This is a genomic window from Paraburkholderia sp. 31.1, from assembly GCF_014397645.1.
GTDB lineage: Bacteria > Pseudomonadota > Gammaproteobacteria > Burkholderiales > Burkholderiaceae > Paraburkholderia > Paraburkholderia tuberum.
In genome coordinates this window covers 29,225-50,949 of record NZ_VZQN01000025.1, presented here as the reverse complement: position 1 = coordinate 50,949, position 21,725 = coordinate 29,225, and the positions used below count along the sequence as shown (strand labels likewise).

19 protein-coding genes and 1 pseudogene are annotated in these 21,725 nt (G+C 64.4%); 4 read left to right on the top strand and 16 right to left on the bottom strand.

The window, feature by feature from the left end; all coding sequences use genetic code 11:
• Nucleotides 1–405 carry a MerR family transcriptional regulator gene (locus F6X37_RS20305; RefSeq protein WP_187612546.1) on the bottom strand — a complete coding sequence of 135 codons (405 nt, stop codon included), beginning with the start codon at nt 403–405 and terminating at the stop codon, nt 1–3.
• A 158-nt stretch (nt 406–563) separates the two neighbouring features.
• On the opposite strand from F6X37_RS20305, the gene F6X37_RS20300 reads away from it, so the two are divergent.
• A complete protein-coding gene (locus F6X37_RS20300) occupies nt 564–1,637 on the top strand; it encodes an MBL fold metallo-hydrolase (RefSeq protein WP_187612545.1) in 1,074 nt (357 codons plus the stop codon).
• Nucleotides 1,638–1,738: 101 nt separating this feature from the next.
• Here F6X37_RS20300 and F6X37_RS20295 read toward each other — a convergent pair whose 3' ends face one another.
• From F6X37_RS20295 to argS, 8 genes are all read right to left on the bottom strand, one after another.
• On the bottom strand, nt 1,739–2,182 hold the full coding sequence (locus tag F6X37_RS20295; RefSeq protein ID WP_187612544.1) for a lysozyme inhibitor LprI family protein: 444 nt from the start codon (nt 2,180–2,182) through the stop codon (nt 1,739–1,741).
• Between the two features lie 4 nt (nt 2,183–2,186).
• Nucleotides 2,187–2,984 carry a LysM domain-containing protein gene (locus tag F6X37_RS20290; RefSeq protein WP_316251987.1) on the bottom strand — a complete coding sequence of 266 codons (798 nt, stop codon included), beginning with the start codon at nt 2,982–2,984 and terminating at the stop codon, nt 2,187–2,189.
• Nucleotides 2,985–3,139: 155 nt separating this feature from the next.
• Nucleotides 3,140–4,726: an ABC transporter substrate-binding protein gene (locus F6X37_RS20285; RefSeq protein WP_187612543.1), complete on the bottom strand. Its 1,587-nt coding sequence runs from the start codon at nt 4,724–4,726 to the stop codon at nt 3,140–3,142.
• A gap of 281 nt (nt 4,727–5,007) precedes the next feature.
• Nucleotides 5,008–5,826 carry a helical backbone metal receptor gene (locus F6X37_RS20280; protein ID WP_187612542.1) on the bottom strand — a complete coding sequence of 273 codons (819 nt, stop codon included), beginning with the start codon at nt 5,824–5,826 and terminating at the stop codon, nt 5,008–5,010.
• Between the two features lie 3 nt (nt 5,827–5,829).
• Nucleotides 5,830–6,603: an SDR family oxidoreductase gene (locus tag F6X37_RS20275; protein ID WP_187612541.1), complete on the bottom strand. Its 774-nt coding sequence runs from the start codon at nt 6,601–6,603 to the stop codon at nt 5,830–5,832.
• 15 nt (nt 6,604–6,618) lie between these two features.
• On the bottom strand, nt 6,619–7,257 hold the full coding sequence (locus tag F6X37_RS20270) for a thiol:disulfide interchange protein DsbA/DsbL (protein ID WP_187612540.1): 639 nt from the start codon (nt 7,255–7,257) through the stop codon (nt 6,619–6,621).
• Nucleotides 7,258–7,433: 176 nt separating this feature from the next.
• Nucleotides 7,434–8,231: an SPOR domain-containing protein gene (locus F6X37_RS20265; protein ID WP_262419976.1), complete on the bottom strand. Its 798-nt coding sequence runs from the start codon at nt 8,229–8,231 to the stop codon at nt 7,434–7,436.
• A 79-nt stretch (nt 8,232–8,310) separates the two neighbouring features.
• Nucleotides 8,311–10,101, bottom strand: a complete 1,791-nt coding sequence (gene argS / locus F6X37_RS20260; protein ID WP_187612538.1) for an arginine--tRNA ligase — start codon at nt 10,099–10,101, stop codon at nt 8,311–8,313.
• Between the two features lie 458 nt (nt 10,102–10,559).
• Between argS and F6X37_RS20255 the strand changes: the two genes are divergently transcribed.
• Entirely contained in the window at nt 10,560–10,886 is a 327-nt protein-coding gene (locus tag F6X37_RS20255) for a DUF1840 domain-containing protein (RefSeq protein WP_018419249.1), read from the top strand.
• A gap of 131 nt (nt 10,887–11,017) precedes the next feature.
• On the opposite strand, the gene F6X37_RS20250 is transcribed toward F6X37_RS20255, so the two are convergent.
• From F6X37_RS20250 to F6X37_RS20220, 7 genes and pseudogenes are all read right to left on the bottom strand, one after another.
• Nucleotides 11,018–11,215 carry a hypothetical protein gene (locus F6X37_RS20250; RefSeq protein ID WP_018419250.1) on the bottom strand — a complete coding sequence of 66 codons (198 nt, stop codon included), beginning with the start codon at nt 11,213–11,215 and terminating at the stop codon, nt 11,018–11,020.
• Nucleotides 11,216–11,404: 189 nt separating this feature from the next.
• Nucleotides 11,405–14,134: pseudogene (gene metH, locus F6X37_RS20245) on the bottom strand (methionine synthase); the annotation flags it as partial.
• Nucleotides 14,135–14,202: 68 nt separating this feature from the next.
• On the bottom strand, nt 14,203–15,273 hold the full coding sequence (locus F6X37_RS20240; RefSeq protein ID WP_187612536.1) for a homocysteine S-methyltransferase family protein: 1,071 nt from the start codon (nt 15,271–15,273) through the stop codon (nt 14,203–14,205).
• A 293-nt stretch (nt 15,274–15,566) separates the two neighbouring features.
• Nucleotides 15,567–15,824 carry a DUF3567 domain-containing protein gene (locus tag F6X37_RS20235; protein ID WP_062125693.1) on the bottom strand — a complete coding sequence of 86 codons (258 nt, stop codon included), beginning with the start codon at nt 15,822–15,824 and terminating at the stop codon, nt 15,567–15,569.
• Between the two features lie 118 nt (nt 15,825–15,942).
• Nucleotides 15,943–16,731: an alpha/beta fold hydrolase gene (locus F6X37_RS20230; RefSeq protein WP_187612535.1), complete on the bottom strand. Its 789-nt coding sequence runs from the start codon at nt 16,729–16,731 to the stop codon at nt 15,943–15,945.
• A gap of 150 nt (nt 16,732–16,881) precedes the next feature.
• Complete coding sequence (locus tag F6X37_RS20225; protein WP_187612534.1) at nt 16,882–18,195, bottom strand: DUF3108 domain-containing protein; 1,314 nt, start codon at nt 18,193–18,195, stop codon at nt 16,882–16,884.
• Nucleotides 18,196–18,237: 42 nt separating this feature from the next.
• A complete protein-coding gene (locus F6X37_RS20220) occupies nt 18,238–19,164 on the bottom strand; it encodes an IclR family transcriptional regulator (RefSeq protein WP_187612533.1) in 927 nt (308 codons plus the stop codon).
• A gap of 147 nt (nt 19,165–19,311) precedes the next feature.
• On the opposite strand from F6X37_RS20220, the gene F6X37_RS20215 reads away from it, so the two are divergent.
• Both F6X37_RS20215 and F6X37_RS20210 read left to right on the top strand, forming a co-directional pair.
• Nucleotides 19,312–20,295: a fumarylacetoacetate hydrolase family protein gene (locus F6X37_RS20215; protein WP_090802809.1), complete on the top strand. Its 984-nt coding sequence runs from the start codon at nt 19,312–19,314 to the stop codon at nt 20,293–20,295.
• 132 nt (nt 20,296–20,427) lie between these two features.
• Nucleotides 20,428–21,711, top strand: a complete 1,284-nt coding sequence (locus tag F6X37_RS20210; RefSeq protein ID WP_187612532.1) for an ABC transporter substrate-binding protein — start codon at nt 20,428–20,430, stop codon at nt 21,709–21,711.
• The last annotated feature ends 14 nt before the right edge of the window (nt 21,712–21,725 follow it).

The following is a 21,725-nucleotide window of genomic DNA, read 5'->3' as shown; positions in this document are numbered from 1 at the left end:
TCAGGCAGGCTTCGCGTCGTGCCTCGCGCCATCGAGCAGCGCGCGCGCCTGCGCTTCATACTGCGCGAGATCTTCGAGCGTCGCGTCGAGATCTTCTCGCTGACGTTCGAGCACTTCGCGATGACGCGCGACCGTCGCGAGGAACGCGTGCAACTGCGATACGGTATCGGTCGGCGATTCGTAGACGTCGAGCAGGTCACGGATCTCCGACAGCGTGAAGCCGAGCCGCTTGCCGCGCAAGGTGAGCTTCAGACGCGTGCGGTCGCGGCCCGAATAGACGCGCCGCAAGCCGCTCGAACCCTCGCGGCTCGGTGAGAGTAAACCCTGGTCTTCGTAGAAACGGATCGCGCGTGGCGTGACGTCGAATTCGCGCGCGAGCTCGGTAATCGTGTATTGCGTATTCATCGGGACATCTCGTGGCCGCTTGGTCGGCACAAAACCGGATTGGACGATAGAATCGACGTTTACGTTATCGTCAACCTGAGCGGAAAGCAACCACAACCCGGCCGACCGGCATCGCACACCTCGCCATGCCGGAGGGTCGTCGGAGGAAGACAGTCCCCATGAATTCACTCGAACACCAGCTCGAATACCCCTTCAACGACACGATGCCCGACGCGGGCCGCACGATGGAAGTCGCGCCCGGCGTGCTTTGGCTGCGCATGCCGCTGCCATTCGCGCTCGACCATATCAACCTGTGGCTGCTGCGCGATGAGATCGACGGCCAGCAAGGCTGGACCGTGGTCGATTGCGGCATCACGTCGGACACGATCAAGGCGAATTGGGAGAGCGTGTTCGAATCGGTGCTCGACGGCCTGCCGGTGCTGCGCGTGATCGTCACGCATTGCCATCCGGATCACATCGGCCTGGCGCACTGGGTGTGTGGCGGTGGCGATAAAAAGCGTTGGGACGCGCGACTGTGGATGACGCTCGGCGAATACATGCAGGCGCGCGTGATGGCGACCGGCGACGGCTCGAACGCGGGTGGCGAGGCCGCGGCGCGGCACTTCGCGCGGCACGGTCTGACCGACACCGAATCGCTCGAAAAACTGCGCAATCGCAATAGCTACTACGCGAGCCTCGTGCCGGCGATTCCGGGGCAATACCGCCGTTTGCGCGAAGCCGAGGACGTGAGGATTGGCGGTAGGACGTGGCGCGTGGTGACGGGATTCGGCCACTCGCCTGAGCACTGCGCGCTGTACTGCGCGCAAACCGGCACGCTGATTTCCGGCGATATGGTGCTGCCGCGCATTTCGACCAACGTGTCGGTGTTCGATATCGAGCCTGAGGGTTCGCCGCTCGAACTGTATCTGGAGTCGCTCGGCCGCTACGAGACGATGCCTGAAGCTACGCTCGTGCTGCCGTCGCATGGCAAGCCGTTTCGCGGCGTGCGCACGCGCATTCAGCAACTGCGCGAGCATCACGACGCGCGGCTCGCCGAAGTGCGCGAAGCATGCGCGGAAAAGCCGCGCAGCGCCGCCGATATCGTGCCGTTGATGTTCAAGCGCCAGCTCGATATCCATCAGATGACATTCGCGATGGGTGAGGCGCTCGCGCATTTGCATCTGCTGTGGCGGGCGGGGGATTTGAAGCGGACGCAGGATGCGGATGGGGTGATTCGGTTTGCGGCGGTGTGATCTCGGCCGTTGGCTGCTGGCATAGAAGCGAGGACGAATAGGTCCGCGCTACGCGGAGGGCACTGAGCGGCGCAGCGATGCCAGGCGTCCTTTCGTGCGAACTACTTCAACGGCAAGTCAGAGGCAGCGTCGCGTAGTTGTTGGGCTCGCCGGTTGTTGAGTTCGGAAACGCAAGCCAAACGGCGCACTTCCTGCGCACTGCCGGCCCCACCACCACTTAGCGAAGCTGCGAATTCGCATTGAGTCTTACGGTACTCGGCGAATTTCCTGTTTGATGCGACGAATTTTGCCTTGGCCTGGTTGACGTACTTGTTGTCTTCATCCCATTTGGAGAGGGTGCCAGCCATCTTCTGCTCGGCTCGGCTGAGGGCCTTCTGACTGGCCTCTGCTTTTTCTGCCAGACAGTCCCGCATTCCCGCTTGCGAGAACGCGCTGCATTCTTCGCGCAGAGCCCGTTCGCTTGCAACGGGAGCAGTTGAGGCCGCAAGGACCATTGTTGGCAGGTAGGCGGTCAAACCGAAACAGATCAGCTTCATTGTGCGCATAGGGCTACCTTTCCTTGCGCACCATTGACAAAGCGTAATCAAGCTTCCTGGCGTAGTTGGGGTCGCCCCCTCCGTTGTAACGCTCCGCTATCACTGGCGCGGACATGGGACGCCAGCTTGTAACAGCGTTTTGAACTGAAGCTTTCCGGTACTTCAACACTTGTCCGGGGCGCAGAACAGTGGCGGTGGGATTCAGCTTTTTTAATGTGTCGATCGTGGTGCCCTGAGCCCTCGCCATCTTGTCGAGGCTATCTCCTGGCCTCACCGCGATTTCGTAAACCTCAGGGTCAGCACCAAGTACGCTTCTGTACTTAAAATGTGCCATGCGCATTAGCAAATAACCAATACCAGCACGAATGTTATACGCCGGTATCGTTCTGACAGAGGCCATTGTCAGCCGTCCTATCCAGGCTGACGGCACAATCAAATCACCGCCTTCTTTGCGTGAAAGCAGCGATGCTAATCCAGGATCGCCTGCAACCCCGATTTGCATCGGCTTGGCGTTCCACTGAGGATCGTGGGCACCTGTTTCGACCCACAACATCGCCTTGATAAGCTGCCAGTCCAAGGGAATGTACCCGGAATTGCCGCGAAGATGGCGGTTGTACTCATGGACTGCCATCTGGATCTCGCAGTCCCAAGAATTCCATTTGGCATCGCTTACAGCCTTGCTAACGCCATCCTGCCACCGTTCAAATCCTGTCCTCGTTGGAGCTTGCATTGCCATAACCATTCCTTCTGCCAAAGTGTGGGCGGCTACTTTGCAAGCAATTATCAGCTTCTTGCCTGAGGAAAATTGCATTAGGAATCGGTCTGGCGGGCGAAGGCCCGAGATCACGTCGAAAAAAGGTTACGCAGTGTCAGATGCAACCAGCCAATTCGCGCGTTGAATAAAAAAAGCCCGGTTCAAAAACCGGGCTTTCTTGCAGGGCCGCCTGCGCTAACCGCAGCGCAAAATCACTGCACCACCACCTCCCCAAAATTCTGCCGACCAAACGGACTCACGTGATACCCGCTCACGTTCGTGCGCGTGATCGCGGCAGCGGTCGGATAGCCGAGCGGAATCCACAGCGCTTCGTCGTGGATGATCTGCTGCGCGGCTTCATACGCTTTCGTGCGCTTGGCGATATCGGACGTCGCTCTGCCCTCGGCGATCAGCTTGTCGAGGTCCTGATCGCAGAAGCGCGCGAAGTTGATGCCCGACTTCACCGCGTTGCAACTGAAGAGCGGCGACAGATAATTGTCCGGATCGCCGTTGTCGCCGGCCCATCCCATGAACAGCGTGTCATGCTGACCCTGCTTCGCCTCCTTGATCAGCTCGCCCCATTCGATCACCTTGACGTCCGCCTTCACGCCGATCTTCGCGAAGTCGGCCTGCAGGAGTTCGGCACCGGCCTTCGGATTGGGATTGAGCACGCTGCCATTCGGACGCACCCAGATCGTCGTTTCAAAACCGTTCGGATAGCCCGCGTCGGCGAGCAGCTTCTTCGCCTTCGCCGGGTCGTACGGCCAGCCCTTGATCGAGTGGTTGTAGCTCCACGTATTCGGCGGAAACGGGTTGACGGCCGGCGTCGCGGTGTTGTCGAACACGGTCTTCAGATATGTCGTGCGGTCGAACGCCATGTTCAGCGCGGCGCGCACCTTCTGGTTTTCAAGTGGCTTCTGCTGCGTGTTCAGCGCGACGAAGGCTGTCATGAACGCGGGCGTCTGCACGATCGCGAGCGACTTGTCGTTCTTCGCGTCGGCGAGATCCTGCGGCTTCGGCGACAGCGCGATCTGGCATTCGCCAGCCTTCACCTTCTGCGCGCGCACGGTCGCGTCCGGCGTGATCGCGTAGATCAGGCGCTCGATCTTCGGCTTCGGTCCCCAGTAGGTCGGGTTCGCGTCATAACGGATCACCGCGTCTTTCGTATAGCTTTTCAGCACGAACGGGCCGGTGCCGATCGGCTTCGCATTCAGATCGACCTGCTGGCCGGCCTTCAGCAACTGATCCGCGTACTCGGCCGAATAGATCGACGCGAAGCCCATCGTCAGGATCGACAGGAACGTCGCGTTCGGCTCGTTCAGCTCGAACTTGACCGTGTTGTCGTCGACCTTGGTAATCGACTTGATCAGCTTCGGCAGCCCCATCGATTGCGCATGCGGGAAGCCGCTCGCGCCCGCCACCTTGTGCCACGGATTGCTGTCGTTGAGCATGCGGTCGAACGTGAAGATCACGTCGTCGGCATTCAGCGCGCGGGTGGGCTTGAAGTAGTCGGTGGTTTGGAACTGCACGTTGGGGCGCAGGTGAAATGTGTACGTCAGGCCGTCGGGGCTCACTTCCCACTTGTCGGCGAGCGCGGGCACGACCTTCTTCGCGGCTTCGTCGAACGACACCAGCGAGTTGAAGATCACGTCGGCCGATGCATTCGTCGTGACGAGCGAATTGAACTGCACGACGTCGAAGCCGTCGGGGCTCGATTCGGTACAGACGGTCAACGGTTTGGCGAGCACGAGCGCGGGCGCAGTGAGCAGGATGGCGGCTGCGAGCAGTTTGAAGCGCATAGGATCTCCGGTAACGAGCGCAGTCAGGCAGTGCGTCTGGTTGTGTTTATGGCGGCGATGCGTGAGCGGGCAGGTCAGCGGTCCCGGCGCGCGCGTCGCCACGATTGTGATACGTTCCCGGCGCCGTCGTACAAGTCGGGCGATCCCGGCCTGAGGCCTGGGCGCCAGGCCTTCGAGGCCTAGCCGGCGGCGCGCCTTCGCGAAAGCTTATCGAAGGGCCATTTTGGCGACAACAATTTAATCGACATATCCATATGGGGCGGCGCGGCCATGCTGCCGCCTCAGGCTGCGGTGGCCTGACGCAGCAGGTAGCCGATGCCACTTATTGCGCGCACGCCGTACCACGACGTCATTTCCCCATCGATCAGATCGATGCGCTTGCCGGTGAGACGCGGATCGCGCGCGAGCGCATCGCGATGCGCGGCCGTGAAGCGGTACGGCTCGCTCGACAGCAGCACGCGCTCGACCTGCGCGAGCCACGGCGCGTCGTCGAAGTCGAGCGTGGGGTAACGCGCGGCGCCCGCGCTGCCGCCGCGCACGTCGGGCAGCGTATGCCAGTTCACGAGGCGCAGCATCGCGGCGATATAGGTGTCGCGTGCGACGCTCATCCACGGTTCGCGCCAGATCAGGTACAGCACGCTCTGCGCGGCGAAGGCGTGAGCGCCGGCTTCGCGCAGACGCGCTTCGAGCGAGTCGCTCAAGCGCCGCGCTTCTTCTTCACGCCCGAAGATCGCGCCGAGCAGCGCGAACAGCGCGAGGTTGTCGTGCGGCGTCTGCGGATGGGTGACGACGATGTGCGGCACGAACGCGCGCAGTTGCTCGACGGTGTCGCGTTCGTTCTCGTCGACATTGACGATCAGATGGGTGGGGCGCAGCGCGCGGATCGCGTCCAGTTTGACGGCCTTCGTGCCGCCGACCTTCGGCACCGCCCGGACCTTGTCGCGCGGATGCACGCAAAAGCCGGTGCGCCCGACGATCTGCCGTTCGAGGCCGAGCGCGAAAAGCGTTTCGGTGAGGCTCGGCACCAGCGACACGATGCGCGCGTCGGTGCCCGCGGATTCGTGCGCGACGCCGGCTGCATCGACCGCACGGGACTGCATGGCTTACTCGGTGGCGGCGCGCGGCTTGCGCGGCGCGCGTTCGAACACGCGGTCGTAGAGCCAGCGCGGCAGCACATGCAGCAGCATCGCGGCCACGCGCATCTGCCACGGAAACACCCCGAACGACGTCTGCCGTTCGACTGCCCGCGCGACCTTCGCCGCGAAACGGTCGGGGTCCATCAGGAACGGCATGTTGTACGGATTGTGCTCGGTCATCGGCGTGCGGATATAGCCGGGCGCGATCGTGACGACCCCGATGCCGAACGGCCGCATCTCGACGCGCAACGCCTCGAGATACTTCAGGGCCGCCGATTTCGACGCGCTGTACGCGCCCGAACCGGGCAAGCCGCGCACGCCCGCGACGCTCGCAATGCCGACCAGCGTGCCGCGCTTCGATGCGGCCATCGCGGCGGCAAATGGCTCGAACGTCGCGACCATGCCGAAGTAATTGATGTCCATCACCTCGCGGAACGTGCGCAGATCGCCGTGACCCGTCAGCGCGCCGCGGCTGATGCCGGCGTTGGCGATCACGACGTCCGGCAGGCCGTGCGCGGCGATGAAGCGCGCGGCCGCATCGGCGAGCGCTTCTGCGTCGCGCACGTCGACTGCATAGATCGAGACGGTGCTCTGGGGATGGGACCGCTGGAACGCGGCGAGCGCGTCGCCGCGGCGGGCGACGAGGCCGAGAATCGCGCCGCGCCGTGCGTATTCGCCGGCGAGCGCAAGGCCGATGCCGCTCGAAGCGCCGGTAATGAAAACCTTCAGCGGAGAGCTCATACCGGCGCCTCGTGATTACATCTTCTTGGCGCGGACTTGCGAGACGAGGTAGTCGAGCACCTGGATCGTGCCCGGCAGGGTGCCGGTCGCGGCCGGGCCGGTTTCATACTTGCCCTGCACGGCGAGCGTCGGCACGCCGTCGATCTTGTAGTCGTCGAGCAGCTTCTTGTCCTTCTGCAGCGCGCTTTGCGTCGAGAACGAGTTGTACGCTTCCATGTACTTCTTCGGATCGACGCCGAGCGTCGCGAGGTATTTGCTCTGGTCTTCCGGCGTCAGCAGATAGTTCTTGTTGACATGGATTTCGTTGAACACCTTCGGCGTTAGTTCGTTCGCGACGCCGAGCGCGTCGAGCGCGTGGTACATCTTCGAGTGCGGGATGAAGTCGTCGCGGAAGGCGACCGGCACGCGGCGGAACACGACGTCCGGGCCCTGCTTCTTGACCCAGGCTTCGAGGAACGGGTCGAATTCATTGCAATGCGGGCAGCCGTACCAGAAGAATTCGGTGACTTCGATCTTGCCGGCCGGCACGTCGGTCGGTTGCGGCGAGGCCAGCACGGTGTAGTCCTTGCCGGCAACCGGCGCGGTCGGCGACGCATGCGCGCTGGCCGCGATCAGGCCTAGCGAGAGAAACAGGATGCTCAGCAGCTTTTTCATGTTGTGTAGACCCAGATAAGGCGGTAGCGCGGCGACGCCATGCTAAGGGCCCGTCGCCGCTGGTCGGATTCGGTGTGGCCGCCCGCCACAATACAGGTCGAAGCGGCCATCGTGCTTGTGACCCGCGCGCCGCGCCGATAGTTCGACGCGCCGTGCGAGCCGGCATTACCGTTTATTTATTGTTTGGTGAAGCGGATCACCGCGGTATCGACACCCGCGTCCGACAGACGCTGACGACTCGAATTCATGTCCTCGAACTTCGAGAACGGCCCGATGCGCACGCGGTAGTACGTGACGCCGCCGGCATCGCGCTGCGAGACCTTCGATTCGAAGCCCTGGAACGCGAGGCGCGCGCGCTGCTGTTCGGCATCGGCGGCGGTCTTGTACGCGCCGACCTGCAGGAAATAGCCGGTGTTCGCCTCGCCCGGCGCCGGAGCGGCGGGCGAGCCCGGCTTGGCGTTGGCGAGCGTGGTTGCGCTCTTAGGCGCGGAGCCTGCCGCCGTGGCGGCCGGCGCGCTCGAGGTCTGCGGCTTCTTCGCCGGCGCCGGCGCGACGATGCCGCCGGTGCCGTTCTCTTGCGCGGGATTCGGCGCGACCGCAGTGCCGTTGTTATTCGCGTTGCCGCCCGACGGCGGCACTTCGACGATCTGCGGTTCTTCGAGCATGCCCGACTGGGTCTGGGCGTTGGTCTGGCCCGGCGCGGTGTTCGGCGGAGCCGGTTGCGCGGCCTGCGGCACCGGCTGGCCCGGCGTCTTGCCTTGCAGCGGACGGTTTGGATCGTATTGCGGCTGGCTCGCACCGTTGTCGGTCGCCGCTGGCGGCGCGACCTTCGACACGAACGGCGTAGGTGCACGGGTGATATACAGCGCCACCACTACCGCGATCGCCAGGCCGACGATCAGGCCCAGCACGATGCCGAGAAAAGTGCCCCCGGTTTGCTTCGATTGCTTTGTTGTGCGGCGTGGTTTTGCCATCGTACGAATCACCTGCAAAAAGAATCCAGGAACGGCCGCCGATTATAACGACGGCCGCGCGCATATTACGCTGGAGGAGTTACATCTTGACGGGAGCGGAGACGCCGATCGTCGCGAGACCGTTGGCCAGCACCTGGCGCGTGGCCGCGAGCAGCGCGACGCGAGCGTTGCGTTCGGCCGCGTCGTCGACCAGCACGCGCTCGGCACGGTCATTGTAGAACGAGTGAAATTCGCCGGCGAGTTCGCGCAAGTAGAAGGCGACCGCGTGCGGCGCGAGTTCGTCGGCGGCGTGCTGCAGCATGTCCGGGAATTCGGCGAGCTTGTTGAGCAGCGCCATCGAGCGCTCGCTTGTCAGCGGCGCGAAGTCCACGCTCGCGAGCGCGTTCTCGTCCAGGCCGTAGCGCGCGTTGCACTCGGCGATCACCGAGCAGATGCGCGCGTGCGCATACTGCACGTAGTGCACCGGATTCTCGTCGTTCTGCTTCAGCGCGAGGTCGATGTCGAACACGAACTCGGTGTCCGCCTTGCGCGAGATCAGGAAAAAGCGCACCGCGTCGCGGCCGCGGCGAATGGTTTCCTCGTCGATCAGATCGACGGCCGCTTCCGAGCCCGGCGTCGCGCCGCCCGACCATTCGATCAGGTCGCGCACCGTCACGTAGCTGCCCGCGCGCTTCGAGATCTTCACTTCTTCGCCGTTGCGCATGACCGTGACCATCTTGTGCAGGATGTAGTCGGGGTAGCCCTTCGGAATGCCGATGCCGAGACCCTGCAGACCTGCGCGCACACGTGCGATCGTGCCGTGGTGATCCGAGCCCTGCACGTTGATGACCTTGGTGAAGCCGCGCTCCCACTTCGCGACGTGATAGGCGACGTCCGGCACGAAGTACGTGTAGGTGCCGTCGGTCTTGCGCATCACGCGGTCTTTGTCGTCGCCGTCGTCGGTGGTGCGCAGCCACAGCGCACCTTCCTGCTCGTAGGTCTTGCCCGCGGCGATCAGCGCGTCGACCGTTTTCTCGACGCGGCCTTCCGTGTACAGCGACGATTCCAGGTAGTACTGGTCGAACTTCACGCCGAACGCCTGCAGGTCCATGTCCTGCTCGCGACGCAGATACGTGACCGCGAAGCGGCGGATCGCCTCGAGGTCCTCGACGTCGCGCGCGCCGGTGACGGGCTCGCCGTCGCTCGCCTCGACCGTGATGCCGTTCAGATAGTCTTTCGCGATGTCGGCGATGTACTCGCCGTTATAGGCCGACGCGGGCCAGCCTTCGTCGCCGGGGCCGAGGCCGCGTGCGCGTGCCTGGGTCGACAGGGCGAGCGTGTGGATCTGCACGCCGGCGTCGTTGTAGTAGAACTCGCGGTGCACGTCCCAGCCCTGCGACGCGAGCACGTTCGCGAGCGCGTCGCCGAGCGCGGCCTGGCGGCCGTGGCCGACGTGCAGCGGGCCGGTGGGGTTGGCCGACACGAACTCGATCAGCACGTGCTTGCCTGCGTCGCGCCGTGAGCGGCCGTACGCGTCCTTCTCGGCGAACACGGCGGCGATCACGCCTTGCTTGGCGGCGGCCGTGAGCCGCAGGTTGATGAAGCCAGGGCCCGCCACTTCGGCGGTGTCGATCAGGCCTTTGGCCTGCGGATTGACGAGCAGCGCATCGACGATCTGTTGCGCGAGCTGGCGCGGATTGGCGCGCAGCGGCTTGGCGAGCTGCATCGCGACGTTGCACGCGACGTCGCCGTGCGCGGCGACTTTCGGGCGCTCCAGCGCGATGGCGGGCGAGACGAAGGCGGCTTCCGTCGCGCCTTGGGTGGCAGTCGCGACCTGCTTCACCGTCTCGGCGAGCAGTGTTTCGAGTGTGTGTTTGTGTGCGGGCAGCATGCTTGTTGCGAGTCCAGTGAGGCAATCCGGTAAGGCGGAAGAGGCGCCGGCCGAGGCCGGTGTCGCAAGCGTTGAACGCGGCAGCGCTTTGCGGCGCCGATGGCTGCGCCGCCGGCAGAGTGTCCCCCAGGCGATGCGACGAGATGCAAGCAGCGCAACCCGGTGGACTCCGCTCGGCGGCCCGCCGGCACGCAGGCTCGCGCGGCATGCGGATCGCGGCCGATGGTTCGACGCCCCCGCTTGGCACACGTGTGCGATGCTCGTCGAGCCTTGCCATACGTGGCGCTGGGCGGCGCGCTTTTCCGTTCAGACGGATTTTAGCAGGTGCTAATATGTTCAATGAGTTGCCCACGAGGGGCTGGGGCCGCCGCACCTTGCCGGCGCCACGTCAGGCGCGCGCTGTTGCCGCCCTTGGGACGCTCATGCGTTAACCCGACATAACGAAAAAGGGAACAGTCATGCTGATTACTTTCAAGTGCCACGCCTGCCCGGACGTGATGATGCTGGAGAATCTGGCGCAGTATCTGGTTGGCATTGTCGGCAAACGCCTTGGGCAGCGGGGCGTCATTACTCACGACGAACTGGGCCCGGCCATCGAGAAGCTCGAAGCGGCGATCACCTCCGACAAGCAGGAGCGCGCCGAGCACGAGGGCCATTTCCACGAGGGCGAAGACGGCCGCGATCGTCACGAGATTCCGCCCGGTCTCGCGCAGCGCGCGTATCCGTTCCTCGACATGCTGCGCGCGGCGCAGAAGGAAAACGCGGATATCGTCTGGGGGCTTTGATTTCTGCTGGGTCCCGAGCGCCGCGGCCCGGTCTCGGAAGGCCTTCATAAGCGCTTTTGGGGCGCACTCAAAGAAAGGAGCCCGCTTGACGCGGGCTCTTTGTCATTCAGAGGGCTTGTCCGCCTCGCCGCTCACTGGCTCGCGGGGGCCGCCGACGCTGCCGCGCCTTTCTTCATCTTTTGCTTCTTCGCCTTTTTGACATGCGCCTCGGTGGGGGGCGAGTAGGAGCTGACCGCGCTCGATCCGCCCGGCGCGGCGGGTTGTGCGAGCGCCACGGAAGCGCCCGCGGCCAGCGAAACAGCGGTCAATAACAGTGTCAGCTTCTTCATACGATTTTTCTCCGTTGACGGTTGCAATTTCGGTGAGCCGGCGCGTTGTGCTCGCGCCTGACGGGATGAAAGCCGACTCAGTCTACAAAGCCGAAATTGCCGTGGCGCCAAATATTCTGTCTTTCGGACTCGATATAGTCGCGCACGCGCGGCTCGGGCCGCACGGCCCGGCCACGTATCGCTTCACGCTCAAAGCAACGGCGCCAACGCGCGCTCGGCGTCCGCTTTCGTGAGCGACATCCGCTGCGCGTAGTCGTCGAGCTGATCCGCGCCGATCTTGCCGACCGAGAAATAGGTGCTGTCCGGATGCGCGAGGTAGAAGCCCGACACGCTCGCCGCCGGCAGCATCGCCAGCGATTCGGTCACGCTCATGTTGATTTCGTTCGCCTGCAGCACGTCGAACATGTCGCGCTTGACGAGGTGGTCGGGGCAGGCCGGATAGCCTGGCGCCGGGCGGATGCCGCGGTATTTTTCGGCGATCAGCTCGTCGCTGGAGAGGTTTTCGCTGTTCGCGTAGCCCCACAGGTCGCGCCGCACGCGCGCGTGCAACGCTTCGGCGAATGCTTCGGCGAGCCGGTCCGCGAGCGCCTTCAGCATGATCGCGCTGTAGTCGTCGAGATCCTTCTCGAACTGCCTCTCCTTCACGTCGACGCCAAGACCCGCCGTCACCGCGAACATGCCAATGTAGTCGGCGACGCCCGAGTCCCTCGGCGCGATGAAGTCGGCCAGCGAGCGGTTCGGTCGCATCACCCCGTCGACCACCGGCCGCACGCTCTGTTGACGCAGATTGCGCCACGTCAGCGCGACTTCGGTGCGCGATTCGTTCGTGTAGATTTCGATGTCGTCGTCATTCACCGTGTTGGCCGGCAACAGCGTGATCACGCCGTTGGCCTGCAGCCAGCGGCCCTGAATCAGGCGCGCGAGCATCGACTTGCCGTCGGAGAACGCGCGCCGCGCCGATTCGCCGACGATCTCGTCATTGAGAATCGCCGGATATGGGCCGGCGAGATCCCACGTCTGGAAGAACGGACCCCAGTCGATATAGTTCGCGAGCTCGTTCAGATCGAAGTTCTTGAACACGCGCCGGCCGATGAACTTCGGCTTGACCGGCTGATAGCCTGCCCAGTCGATCTTCGTCTTATTGGCGCGCGCTTGCGCGAGCGTGACCATCGGCTGTGCTTTTTTGTTCGCATGCTGATCGCGGATGCGGTTGTAGTCGGCATTCAGTTCGTCGATGTACTTCGCGGCGCCCTCGTCGGACAGCAGGCTCGAGGCGACCGATACCGAGCGCGACGCGTCCGGGACGTAGACCACCGGCCCGTCGTAGTGCGGAGAGATCTTCACCGCCGTGTGCACACGCGAGGTCGTCGCGCCGCCGATCAGGAGCGGAATCTTCTTGACGCGGAAGTAGTCGTCGCGCTGCATTTCCGATGCGACGTAGGCCATTTCTTCGAGACTCGGCGTAATCAGGCCCGACAGCCCGATGATGTCCGCGCCCTCGACCTTCGCCTTCGCGAGGATCTCGCTGCACGGGACCATCACGCCCATGTTGACCACTTCGAAGTTGTTGCACTGGAGCACGACCGACACGATGTTCTTGCCGATGTCGTGCACGTCGCCCTTCACGGTCGCGATGACGATCTTGCCCTTGGCGCGCACGTCGCCGCCGGCCGCCGCGAGCTGGCGCTTTTCTTCCTCGATGAACGGGATCAGATGCGCGACCGCCTGCTTCATTACGCGCGCCGACTTCACGACCTGCGGCAGGAACATCTTGCCCTGGCCGAACAGGTCGCCGACGATGTTCATGCCGTCCATCAGCGGACCTTCGATCACGTTGATCGGACGGCCGCCTGCAGCGGCGATCTTCGCGCGCACTTCCTCGGTGTCTTCGACGATGAACGTGGTGATGCCGCTCACGAGCGCATGCGCGAGACGCTTCTCGACCGGCTGCTTGCGCCACTCGAGGTTCTCTTCCTTCTTCGCGGCGCCGCTTTTGAACTTGTCGGCGATTTCGAGCAGGCGGTCGGTGCCGTCTTGACGGCGATTCAGCACGACGTCTTCGACGAGCTCGCGCAGTTCGGGATCGAGTTCGGCATACACGCCGAGCTGGCCCGCGTTGACGATGCCCATGTCCATCCCCGCCTGGATCGCGTGATAGAGGAACACGGTGTGAATCGCCTCGCGCACCGGATCGTTGCCGCGGAACGAGAACGACACGTTCGACACGCCGCCGCTCACCTTCGCGTACGGCAGGTTCTGCTTGATCCAGTGGGTCGCCTCGATGAAGTCGACCGCATAGTTGTTGTGTTCCTCGATGCCGGTCGCGATCGCAAAGATGTTCGGATCGAAGATGATGTCCTCGGGCGGAAAGCCGACTTCGTTGACGAGCACGTCGTACGAGCGCTTGCAAATCCCGGTCTTGCGCTGGAACGTATCGGCCTGGCCCTGTTCGTCGAACGCCATCACGACCGCAGCCGCGCCATAGCGGCGAATCAGCTTCGCATGATGAACGAACGCTTCCTTGCCTTCCTTCAGCGAGATCGAGTTGACGATCGCCTTGCCCTGCACGCACTTGAGACCCGCCTCGATCACGTCCCACTTCGACGAGTCGATCATGATCGGCACGCGCGCGATGTCCGGCTCCGACGCGATCAGATTCATGAAGCGGACCATTGCCGCTTTCGAATCGAGCATCGCCTCGTCCATGTTGATGTCGATTACCTGCGCGCCGTTCTCGACCTGGTGGCGCGCGACGGCCAATGCTTCGTCGAACTGATTGTTCAGGATCATTCGCGCGAACGCTTTCGAGCCGGTCACATTGGTGCGTTCGCCAACGTTGATGAAGAGCGTCCCGGACGTGACGTTGAACGGCTCGAGGCCGGCAAGGCGCATGGTGTGATCGGTCATGGCGTGTGTGCGAGTCGGGTGCGTGCGTTAAGGGACGTGCAGGACGTGCAGGGCGTCGGGGCGAAGTGTTTCAGGCGGGCTCAGGCCGCGTCGCGATACTGGCTCGGCCACTTGCGCGGCTTCAGCTCGGCGAGCGCCTTCGCGATCGCCGCGATGTGCTCGGGCGTCGTGCCGCAGCAGCCGCCCGCGATGTTCACGAGCCCCGCTTCGGCGAATTCCTTCAGCAGGCCAGAGGTATCCGCGGGCAATTCGTCGAAGCCGGTGTCGCTCATCGGGTTCGGCAGGCCGGCGTTCGGATAGCACGACACGTAGGTGTCGCACAGCTTCGCGAGCTCGGCGATGTACGGACGCATCAGCGCCGCGCCGAGCGCGCAGTTCAGGCCGAACGTGAGCGGCTTCGCGTGACGCAACGAGTTCCAGAAGGCCTCGACGGTCTGGCCCGACAGAATGCGGCCCGACGCATCGGTGACGGTGCCCGAGATCATGATCGGCAGACGCTCGCCGGTGTTTTCGAACAGCTCGTCGAGCGCGAACAGTGCGGCCTTCGCATTGAGCGTGTCGAAGATCGTTTCGACGAGGAACAGGTCCGCGCCGCCGTCGAGCAGCGCTTTCGCCTGCTCGTAGTACGCGGCGCGCAGTTCGTCGAAGGTCACGTTGCGCGCGCCCGGATCGTTGACGTCCGGCGAAATGCTGGCGGTTTTCGGCGTCGGGCCGATCGCGCCGGCGACGAAGCGCGGCTTGTCCGGCGTTGTGTATTTGTCGCACGCGGCGCGCGCGAGCTTCGCCGATTCGATGTTCATCTCGACGGCGAGCGATTCCATGCCGTAGTCGGCCTGCGCGACCGTGGTCGCGCCGAACGTGTTGGTCTCGATGATGTCCGCGCCCGCCGCGAGATACTGCTCGTGAATCTCGGCGATGATCTGCGGCTGGGTGATCGACAGCAGTTCGTTGTTGCCCTTGATGTCGCGCGCGTAGTCCTTGAGGCGCTCGCCGCGATAGCTGGCTTCGTCGAGCTTGTAGCGCTGGATCATCGTGCCCATCGCGCCGTCCAGAATCAGGATGCGCGAGTTCAGCAGCGCGGGCAGCGCTGCGCCGCGGGTGTAGGCGGGCTCCGAACGGACTGGCGTGATGGATTGAGCAGGCTGGGTCATGGCGGACGAGGGCTTGCGCCGGCGTTGGCGGAAAGCCTGTCATTGTAGCCGCAGCCGGGCGGATGCGCCCGCCGCGGAGGAGAGTGCGAGGCGCGGCCGGCAAAATCGACCGATACGAACGCGCCGCGCCGGGAATTCAGAAACGCGCTAACCAACGATGCAATAAAAAACGGCCCGGCAAGCCAAAGCCTGCCGGGCCGTTTCGCTGCCGCCGACCGCTTGATGGAACCCGCCGGCAAAGCCGCGCGGTGCGGTCGATCGATGTCGCCAGAGCGCCAGTTGAACCCCTCCTGTCAATGCAGGACCACCGGTTGATGCATCAGACTGTCGAATTGACCGAGGAATTCATCAACCTCGTCGAGCGTCGGCTCGCCTTCGATCAGCTTTTGCACATGCTCGCGAAAACGCGCCGCCATTGCCCCGTCGATGTAGATTTCGCGCTGCATGTTCTTGTCGACAATCTCGTAGCCGCCCGACTTCATGGCAAGCAGACCTTCTTGCGGAGGAAACTCGACGACACAGTAGTTAGGGCTGTTATAGATCATTTGCATGGCGACACTCCTTATTTCCGTTGGGCTCCTGCCCTTTTCTGCACCGTAGGTGGAGCATGTGGGATGGAATTCAAGGGGTGGGTCCGGACGACGCAAGTAAAAACTCCGGACCTGACGGTTAGACTCGCCGCTCCAGAAACGATTCAAGCAAGGCGGCGAAACGCTGTGATTGCTCGATTGGCGCGAGATGCGCGGCGTCCAGCAACTCGAAGCGGGCGCCCTCGATCGCCTCCGCTATTGCCTGCGTAGCAGCAGGGGGCGTGCCAGTGTCGTGACGTCCGGCCACCGTCAGCGTCGGCGAGCGGATTGCGCCGTGCTGGCCGCGAAGGTCGAAATCGCGCAGTGCCTCGCAGGCCATCGCAAAACCTTCCGGCGAGGTGCGCGCAAATGTCTCACGGATCGGCTCGACCGCTTCGGGATGGCCGGCCTGAAAGTCGGCCGTGAGCCAACGCGCCATCGTCGACGGTAACAGCGCCTCCATGCCGTCGCTGCGCGCGGTGTGGGCGCGCTGATTCCACAACTCACGGTTCTCGGGCGGAGTGCCGCCGGTGCTGTCGGCAATCGTCAGCGTGTCGATGCGCGATGGATGGTCGAGCGCGAACTGCTGCGCAATCATGCCGCCGAGCGACAGGCCGACCAGGTGCGTCGTCCGCGCGCCGAGGGCATCGAGCAGTTTGGCGAGATCGTCGGCCAGATCGCGCATGGCGAACGGCTCGCGCGCAACCGCGCTGTGGCCGTGGCCGCGCACGTCGTAGCGCAGCACCGTGTAATCGTCGCGGAAATAGCCTGCCATCTGATCCCAGATGGAAAGATCGCCGCCCAACTGATGGATGAACGTGAGCCACGGGCCGCCGCCTTCGTTGCTCAGCACGTAGCGTGTGTCGATACCGTTGATGTTCACTTGCATGCGGACTCCTTTGAAGGAAACGCAGTGAAAAAGCGCGGTGGGTCGCCTCGTTCGCGCGAACGGGGCTCCATTGACGTGCGAGTCAGCGTTGCAAAGGAAGTTTCGCCGATCTCGAGCAGATCTGCTCGTGACACTGTGTCACGAAAAGTGTCACGGTTTGATGATGGTCGGAGCGGTCGAATCGACCGGTGCAACTGGGGCGGCCTCGGGTGTTACTGCCGATGCGTCGGCCGGCGCCGGCGTTGCAGGGCCCGTGGCAGCGGGGGCTGCGGGTGCAGCAGGCGTGGCCGGCGCGCCACCATTGCCGCGGTCATCCGGCGACGTGCCATCGACATTCAGCTTGCCGCGCCACACCAGTTCGAACTGGGTACCGTTCGGCTCCGTCTGCAGTATGCGCGCCGGCAGCCAGCCAAGGGACGGGGCGAGCCACACATCGACGCGGCGCTGGTCGCCATCGTGCCGCGGCAGACGTTTGAAGTGACGCGTCTGCAGATAGCCTTGCGCGGCGCGGATCGTTTCGTCGCCGATCGTCTCGATCGGCCAGTTCTCCCCGCTATCGGTATCGACGACGAAAAACTGTCGCGTCACGCCAGGCTTATAGGCATCAGGATCGCCGCGCACGAGGCTCGCGAGCTGCATCACGACACTGAAGCGATCCTGCGCGCCGTCGGGCAACGGCAACGAGGCGGGCGTGCGCGTAAAGCCCACCTTCTTGTCGTTGCGATTGAAGATCGCGATGTCTTCGGCGCGACGGCCACGCTTTTCGCTGTACTGCGCCGGCGCGAGGCCAAAGGCATCGATGCCGCCGTGGCTCGAAAACACGAACGGACCGACGAACGGCAGCGGCACTGATACGACCATTTCGTAGCCCTGCCCGTCGCTCGCCCAATGGATCGTGCCGGGCGCGTTGCGCACGCCGTTGTAGAACGTGTCGTAGTCGAGTTCGGCCGACGGCGGTACCGAAAACTTCACTCCCTGCGACGCTTGCGGCGCGCTGGCCGCGGCAGGGGCGCTCGCGACGGCGCCACTGGCATTCGCATGGGCCGATGCATTCGCGTTCGCGGTGGCGGGTGGCGCGCTAGCCGCCACCTCCGATGCCGGCGTGGCCGCGGGCTCGTTCGGTTTGGCCGGTTGCAACGCGGTCATCACATGCTGCTCGCGCGGCGGCCTCGCCGCGGGCTTGCGTGCTGGCGCGGGCGGATGCGGTGCCGGCACGGCGGGCTGTGGCGCGGGTTGACGCTCGACCCTTTCGGGCGTCAGCAGCACGACCTGCACCGGCACATGCTCGCGATTCGCCGGATTCAGATCCACGCGATTGCGCTCGAACCATTGCGCCGCGATCCAGTGCACAACCGCGACGGCCGCGAGGACGGCGATCCAGCGCCACGCGCGCGCGCCGCGTCCCGGCCCGCTACCAAAAGCGGGCAGGCGATCATGACGGCGGTTGGCGGAAGCAAAATCCATCGGCGCTTGAATCGGTGAGAGCGTGAAAGGATACGGTGCGTATCAACCGTTGTCACCACGCGGGGTCGCGCTATAGCCGAGTTCGTACGACAGCTTGTGCGCGCATTCGCGCAGCGCGGTATCGATCTCGCCGCCCCAGCGGATATCGAACGCCCCTTCATGGCCGAGCGCGACGAGACCGAGCGCGAGTTCGCCGGTCGAATCGAACACCGGCAACGAAAACGCGTGGATCGTCGGCAGCAGCATGCCTTCGACGCGCGCAGCCTCGTGCTCGCGCACCTCGGCGAGCACCTTGTCGACCTCTTCGCGGGTGCGTGGCGCGCCGCTATACGACGAGCGCCGCGAGTCGGCCAGCTCGCGCTCGAGCATCACGGCGGTCTTGCCGGACGGCAGGTAGGCGGCGAACAGCAGACCGGTCGCCGAACTGAGCAAGGGCATCACGTCGCCGAGCTTCAGCGACGCCTTGGCCGGATAGCTCGACTCCATCCAGTGCACCATCGTCGGTCCCTGATTGCCCCAAACCGCGATGCCGACGGTCAGGTCGAGCCGGTCGCGCAGTTCGGCGAGCGCGATGCGCGCGAGCTTCACACCGTCGACGCGAGCAAGCCGCGCGAGCCCCAGCTGCAAAGCGAAGCCGCCGAGTTCGTAACGGCCCGACAGCGGGTCCTGCGCGACCACGCCGAGACGCAGAAAGCTGACCAGATAGCGATGCGCCTTCGCCGGACTCATGCCCGCGCGCTGCGCGAGATCGCGCAGCATCATCGCGCGCGGCTCGTGGGTCAGCACGTCGAGCAGCCTGAAACCGACCTCGATCGACTGGATGCCCGAGCGCAGTTTTTCTTCGCCGGGTTCGCCGGGTTCGTCATCGGCGCCGGTGGCGTCGGTTGCATGGGCGGGATCGAGCAGATCGTCGGCGGACGCGGGGTCGGTGCGGGTGCGGATCGTGCCGGAGCGGGCGTTGGCGGACATGTGCAAAAGGCGCGGGCAGCGCGTTCGGTGATCGTAATGGAGACGGCTACGGTGACACGACGACGAACACGCAGATATTGGGCCGCGCCGATTCACCATCGTAGAATACATTCCTTCCATCGTCACTAATACACGGTTCACAGCTCTATGAAACTTGCCTCGCTGAAGGACGGCACGCGCGACGGTCAACTGATCGTCGTGTCCCGCGACCTGCACACGGCGGCCATCGCCGACGCGATCGCGCCCACGCTGCAGCGCGTGCTAGACGACTGGGCCTTCTACGCGCCGCAACTGCACGACCTTTACGATGCGCTGAACCAGGGCCGTGCGCGCAACAGCTTTTCATTCGACGCCAAAGAGTGCATGGCGCCGCTGCCGCGCGCGTTCCAGTGGGCCGACGGCTCGTCGTACGTGAACCACGTCGAGCTCGTGCGGCGCGCGCGCGGCGCGCAAATGCCGCCCGAATTCTGGACCGACCCGCTGATGTACCAGGGCGGTAGCGACGACTTCATCGGCCCGCGCGACGACGTGGCGTGCGCATCGGAAGAGTACGGCATCGACTTCGAGGCCGAGGTCGCGGTCGTCACCGGCGATGTGCGGATGGGCGCGACGCCCGAGCAGGCCCTGCGCGGCGTGCGGCTGGTCACGCTCGTCAACGACGTGTCGCTGCGCAACCTGATCCCCGCCGAACTCGCGAAGGGCTTCGGCTTTTTCCAGAGCAAGCCGGCCACCTCATTCGCGCCGGTCGCCGTGACGCCCGACGAGCTCGGCGAACACTGGCGCGAAGGCCGCGTGCATCGGCCGATGATCGTCCACTGGAACGGCAGGAAGGTCGGCCAGCCCGACGCGGGCACCGATATGGTGTTTCACTTCGGTCAGCTGATCGCGCATGCCGCGAAAACGCGCAATCTGCGTGCTGGTGCCATCGTCGGTTCGGGCACGGTGTCGAACAAGGACGCGAAACGCGGCTACTGCTGTATCGCCGAGAAGCGCTGCCTCGAAACGATCGAGCACGGCGCGCCGCAAACGGAGTTCATGAAATACGGCGACACCGTGAGGATCGAAATGTTCGACGATGCGGGCAAGTCGATTTTCGGTGCGATCGAGCAGAGCATCGCGCCGCTCGAATGAAGCGCGGCGCTCACGCGGCAATGCTTTGACGCGGGCGGCACGCGCGAAAGGGTTTCGCCCGATGCCGCCACTTGCGCGCGCGGCTACACTGCGGCAAACATCACAACGAAAACCCCGACGTGAGGAGACAGCATGCCGCGATTGGACTTCTCCGCAGCTGGACGTCGGCGCGCTTGCGCGTCGCCCGTTGAAGCGCGCACGAGCGTGCGTGGCTTGCCTCAACGTGGTCGGCGCTTCGCGCGGCGCGCCGCGACGCTGTGGGCCGCGCTTGCCTGCGCGTTGCCGCTGACATCGTTCGCGCAGGTGAAGATCGGTCTCGTGCTGTCGCTGACCGGGCCGGCCGCGTCGCTCGGCATTCCCGCGCGCGACACGGTCGCGCTGCTACCCAAACTGATCGGCGGGCAGAACGTCGAGTACATCGTGCTGGACGATGCATCGGACACGACCCACGCCGTGCAGGACACCAGGAAGCTCATCAGCGAGAATCACGTCGACGCGATCATCGGCTCGTCGATCACGCCGAATTCGCTCGCGATGATCGACGTGGTCGCCGAGGGCGAAACGCCGATGATCTCGCTGGCGTCGTCCGCGAAAATCATCGAACCGGTCGACGCGAAACGTCGCTGGGTCTTCAAGACGCCGCAGACCGACGCGATGATGGCCTCGGCGATCGCCGAGCATGCGAGCGGACACGGCGTGAAGACGATCGCGTTCATCGGCCAGGCCGACGCGCTCGGCGAGACGTTCTACGCCGAGGTCGCGAAGTTCGCGCAGCTGCATCACATCGACGTGGTCGCGAGCGAGCGTTTCAATCGCACCGATCCGAGCGTGACCGGCCAGGTGCTGAAGATTCTCGCGACCCACCCCGACGCGGTAGTGGTCGGCGCCGCCGGCACGCCTGCCGCGTTGCCGCCGAAAACGCTGCGCGAGCGCGGCTACAAAGGCGTCATCTATCACAACCACGGCGTCGGCAATAACGACTTCCTGCGCGTGTGCGGCGCCGATTGCAACGGCACCTTCCTGCCCGCGAGCCCGGTGCTGGTCGCCACGCAATTGCCGGCCGATCATCCGGCCAGGCGTCTCGCGCTCGATTACATTGCGCGCTTCGAGGCGCGGCACGGCGCGGGCAGCGTGTCGGCATTCGGTTCGTACACGTCGGACGCGGGCGCGTTGCTCGAGCATGCGATTCCGCTCGCGCTGAAAGCCGGCGCGCCCGGCACGCCGCCGTTTCGCCGCGCGCTGCGCGACGCGCTCGAAGGAACACGCGGTCTCGCGGACACCAATGGCGTCGTCAACATGAGCGCGGCCGATCATCTCGGGCTCGATCAGCGCGCCCGCGTGATGGTCGAAATCACCAATGGCAAGTGGCTTTATCAGCCGGCATTGAACGGGGCGCGCCGTTCCGCGCGCGACTGAACGAATCTCCTCCG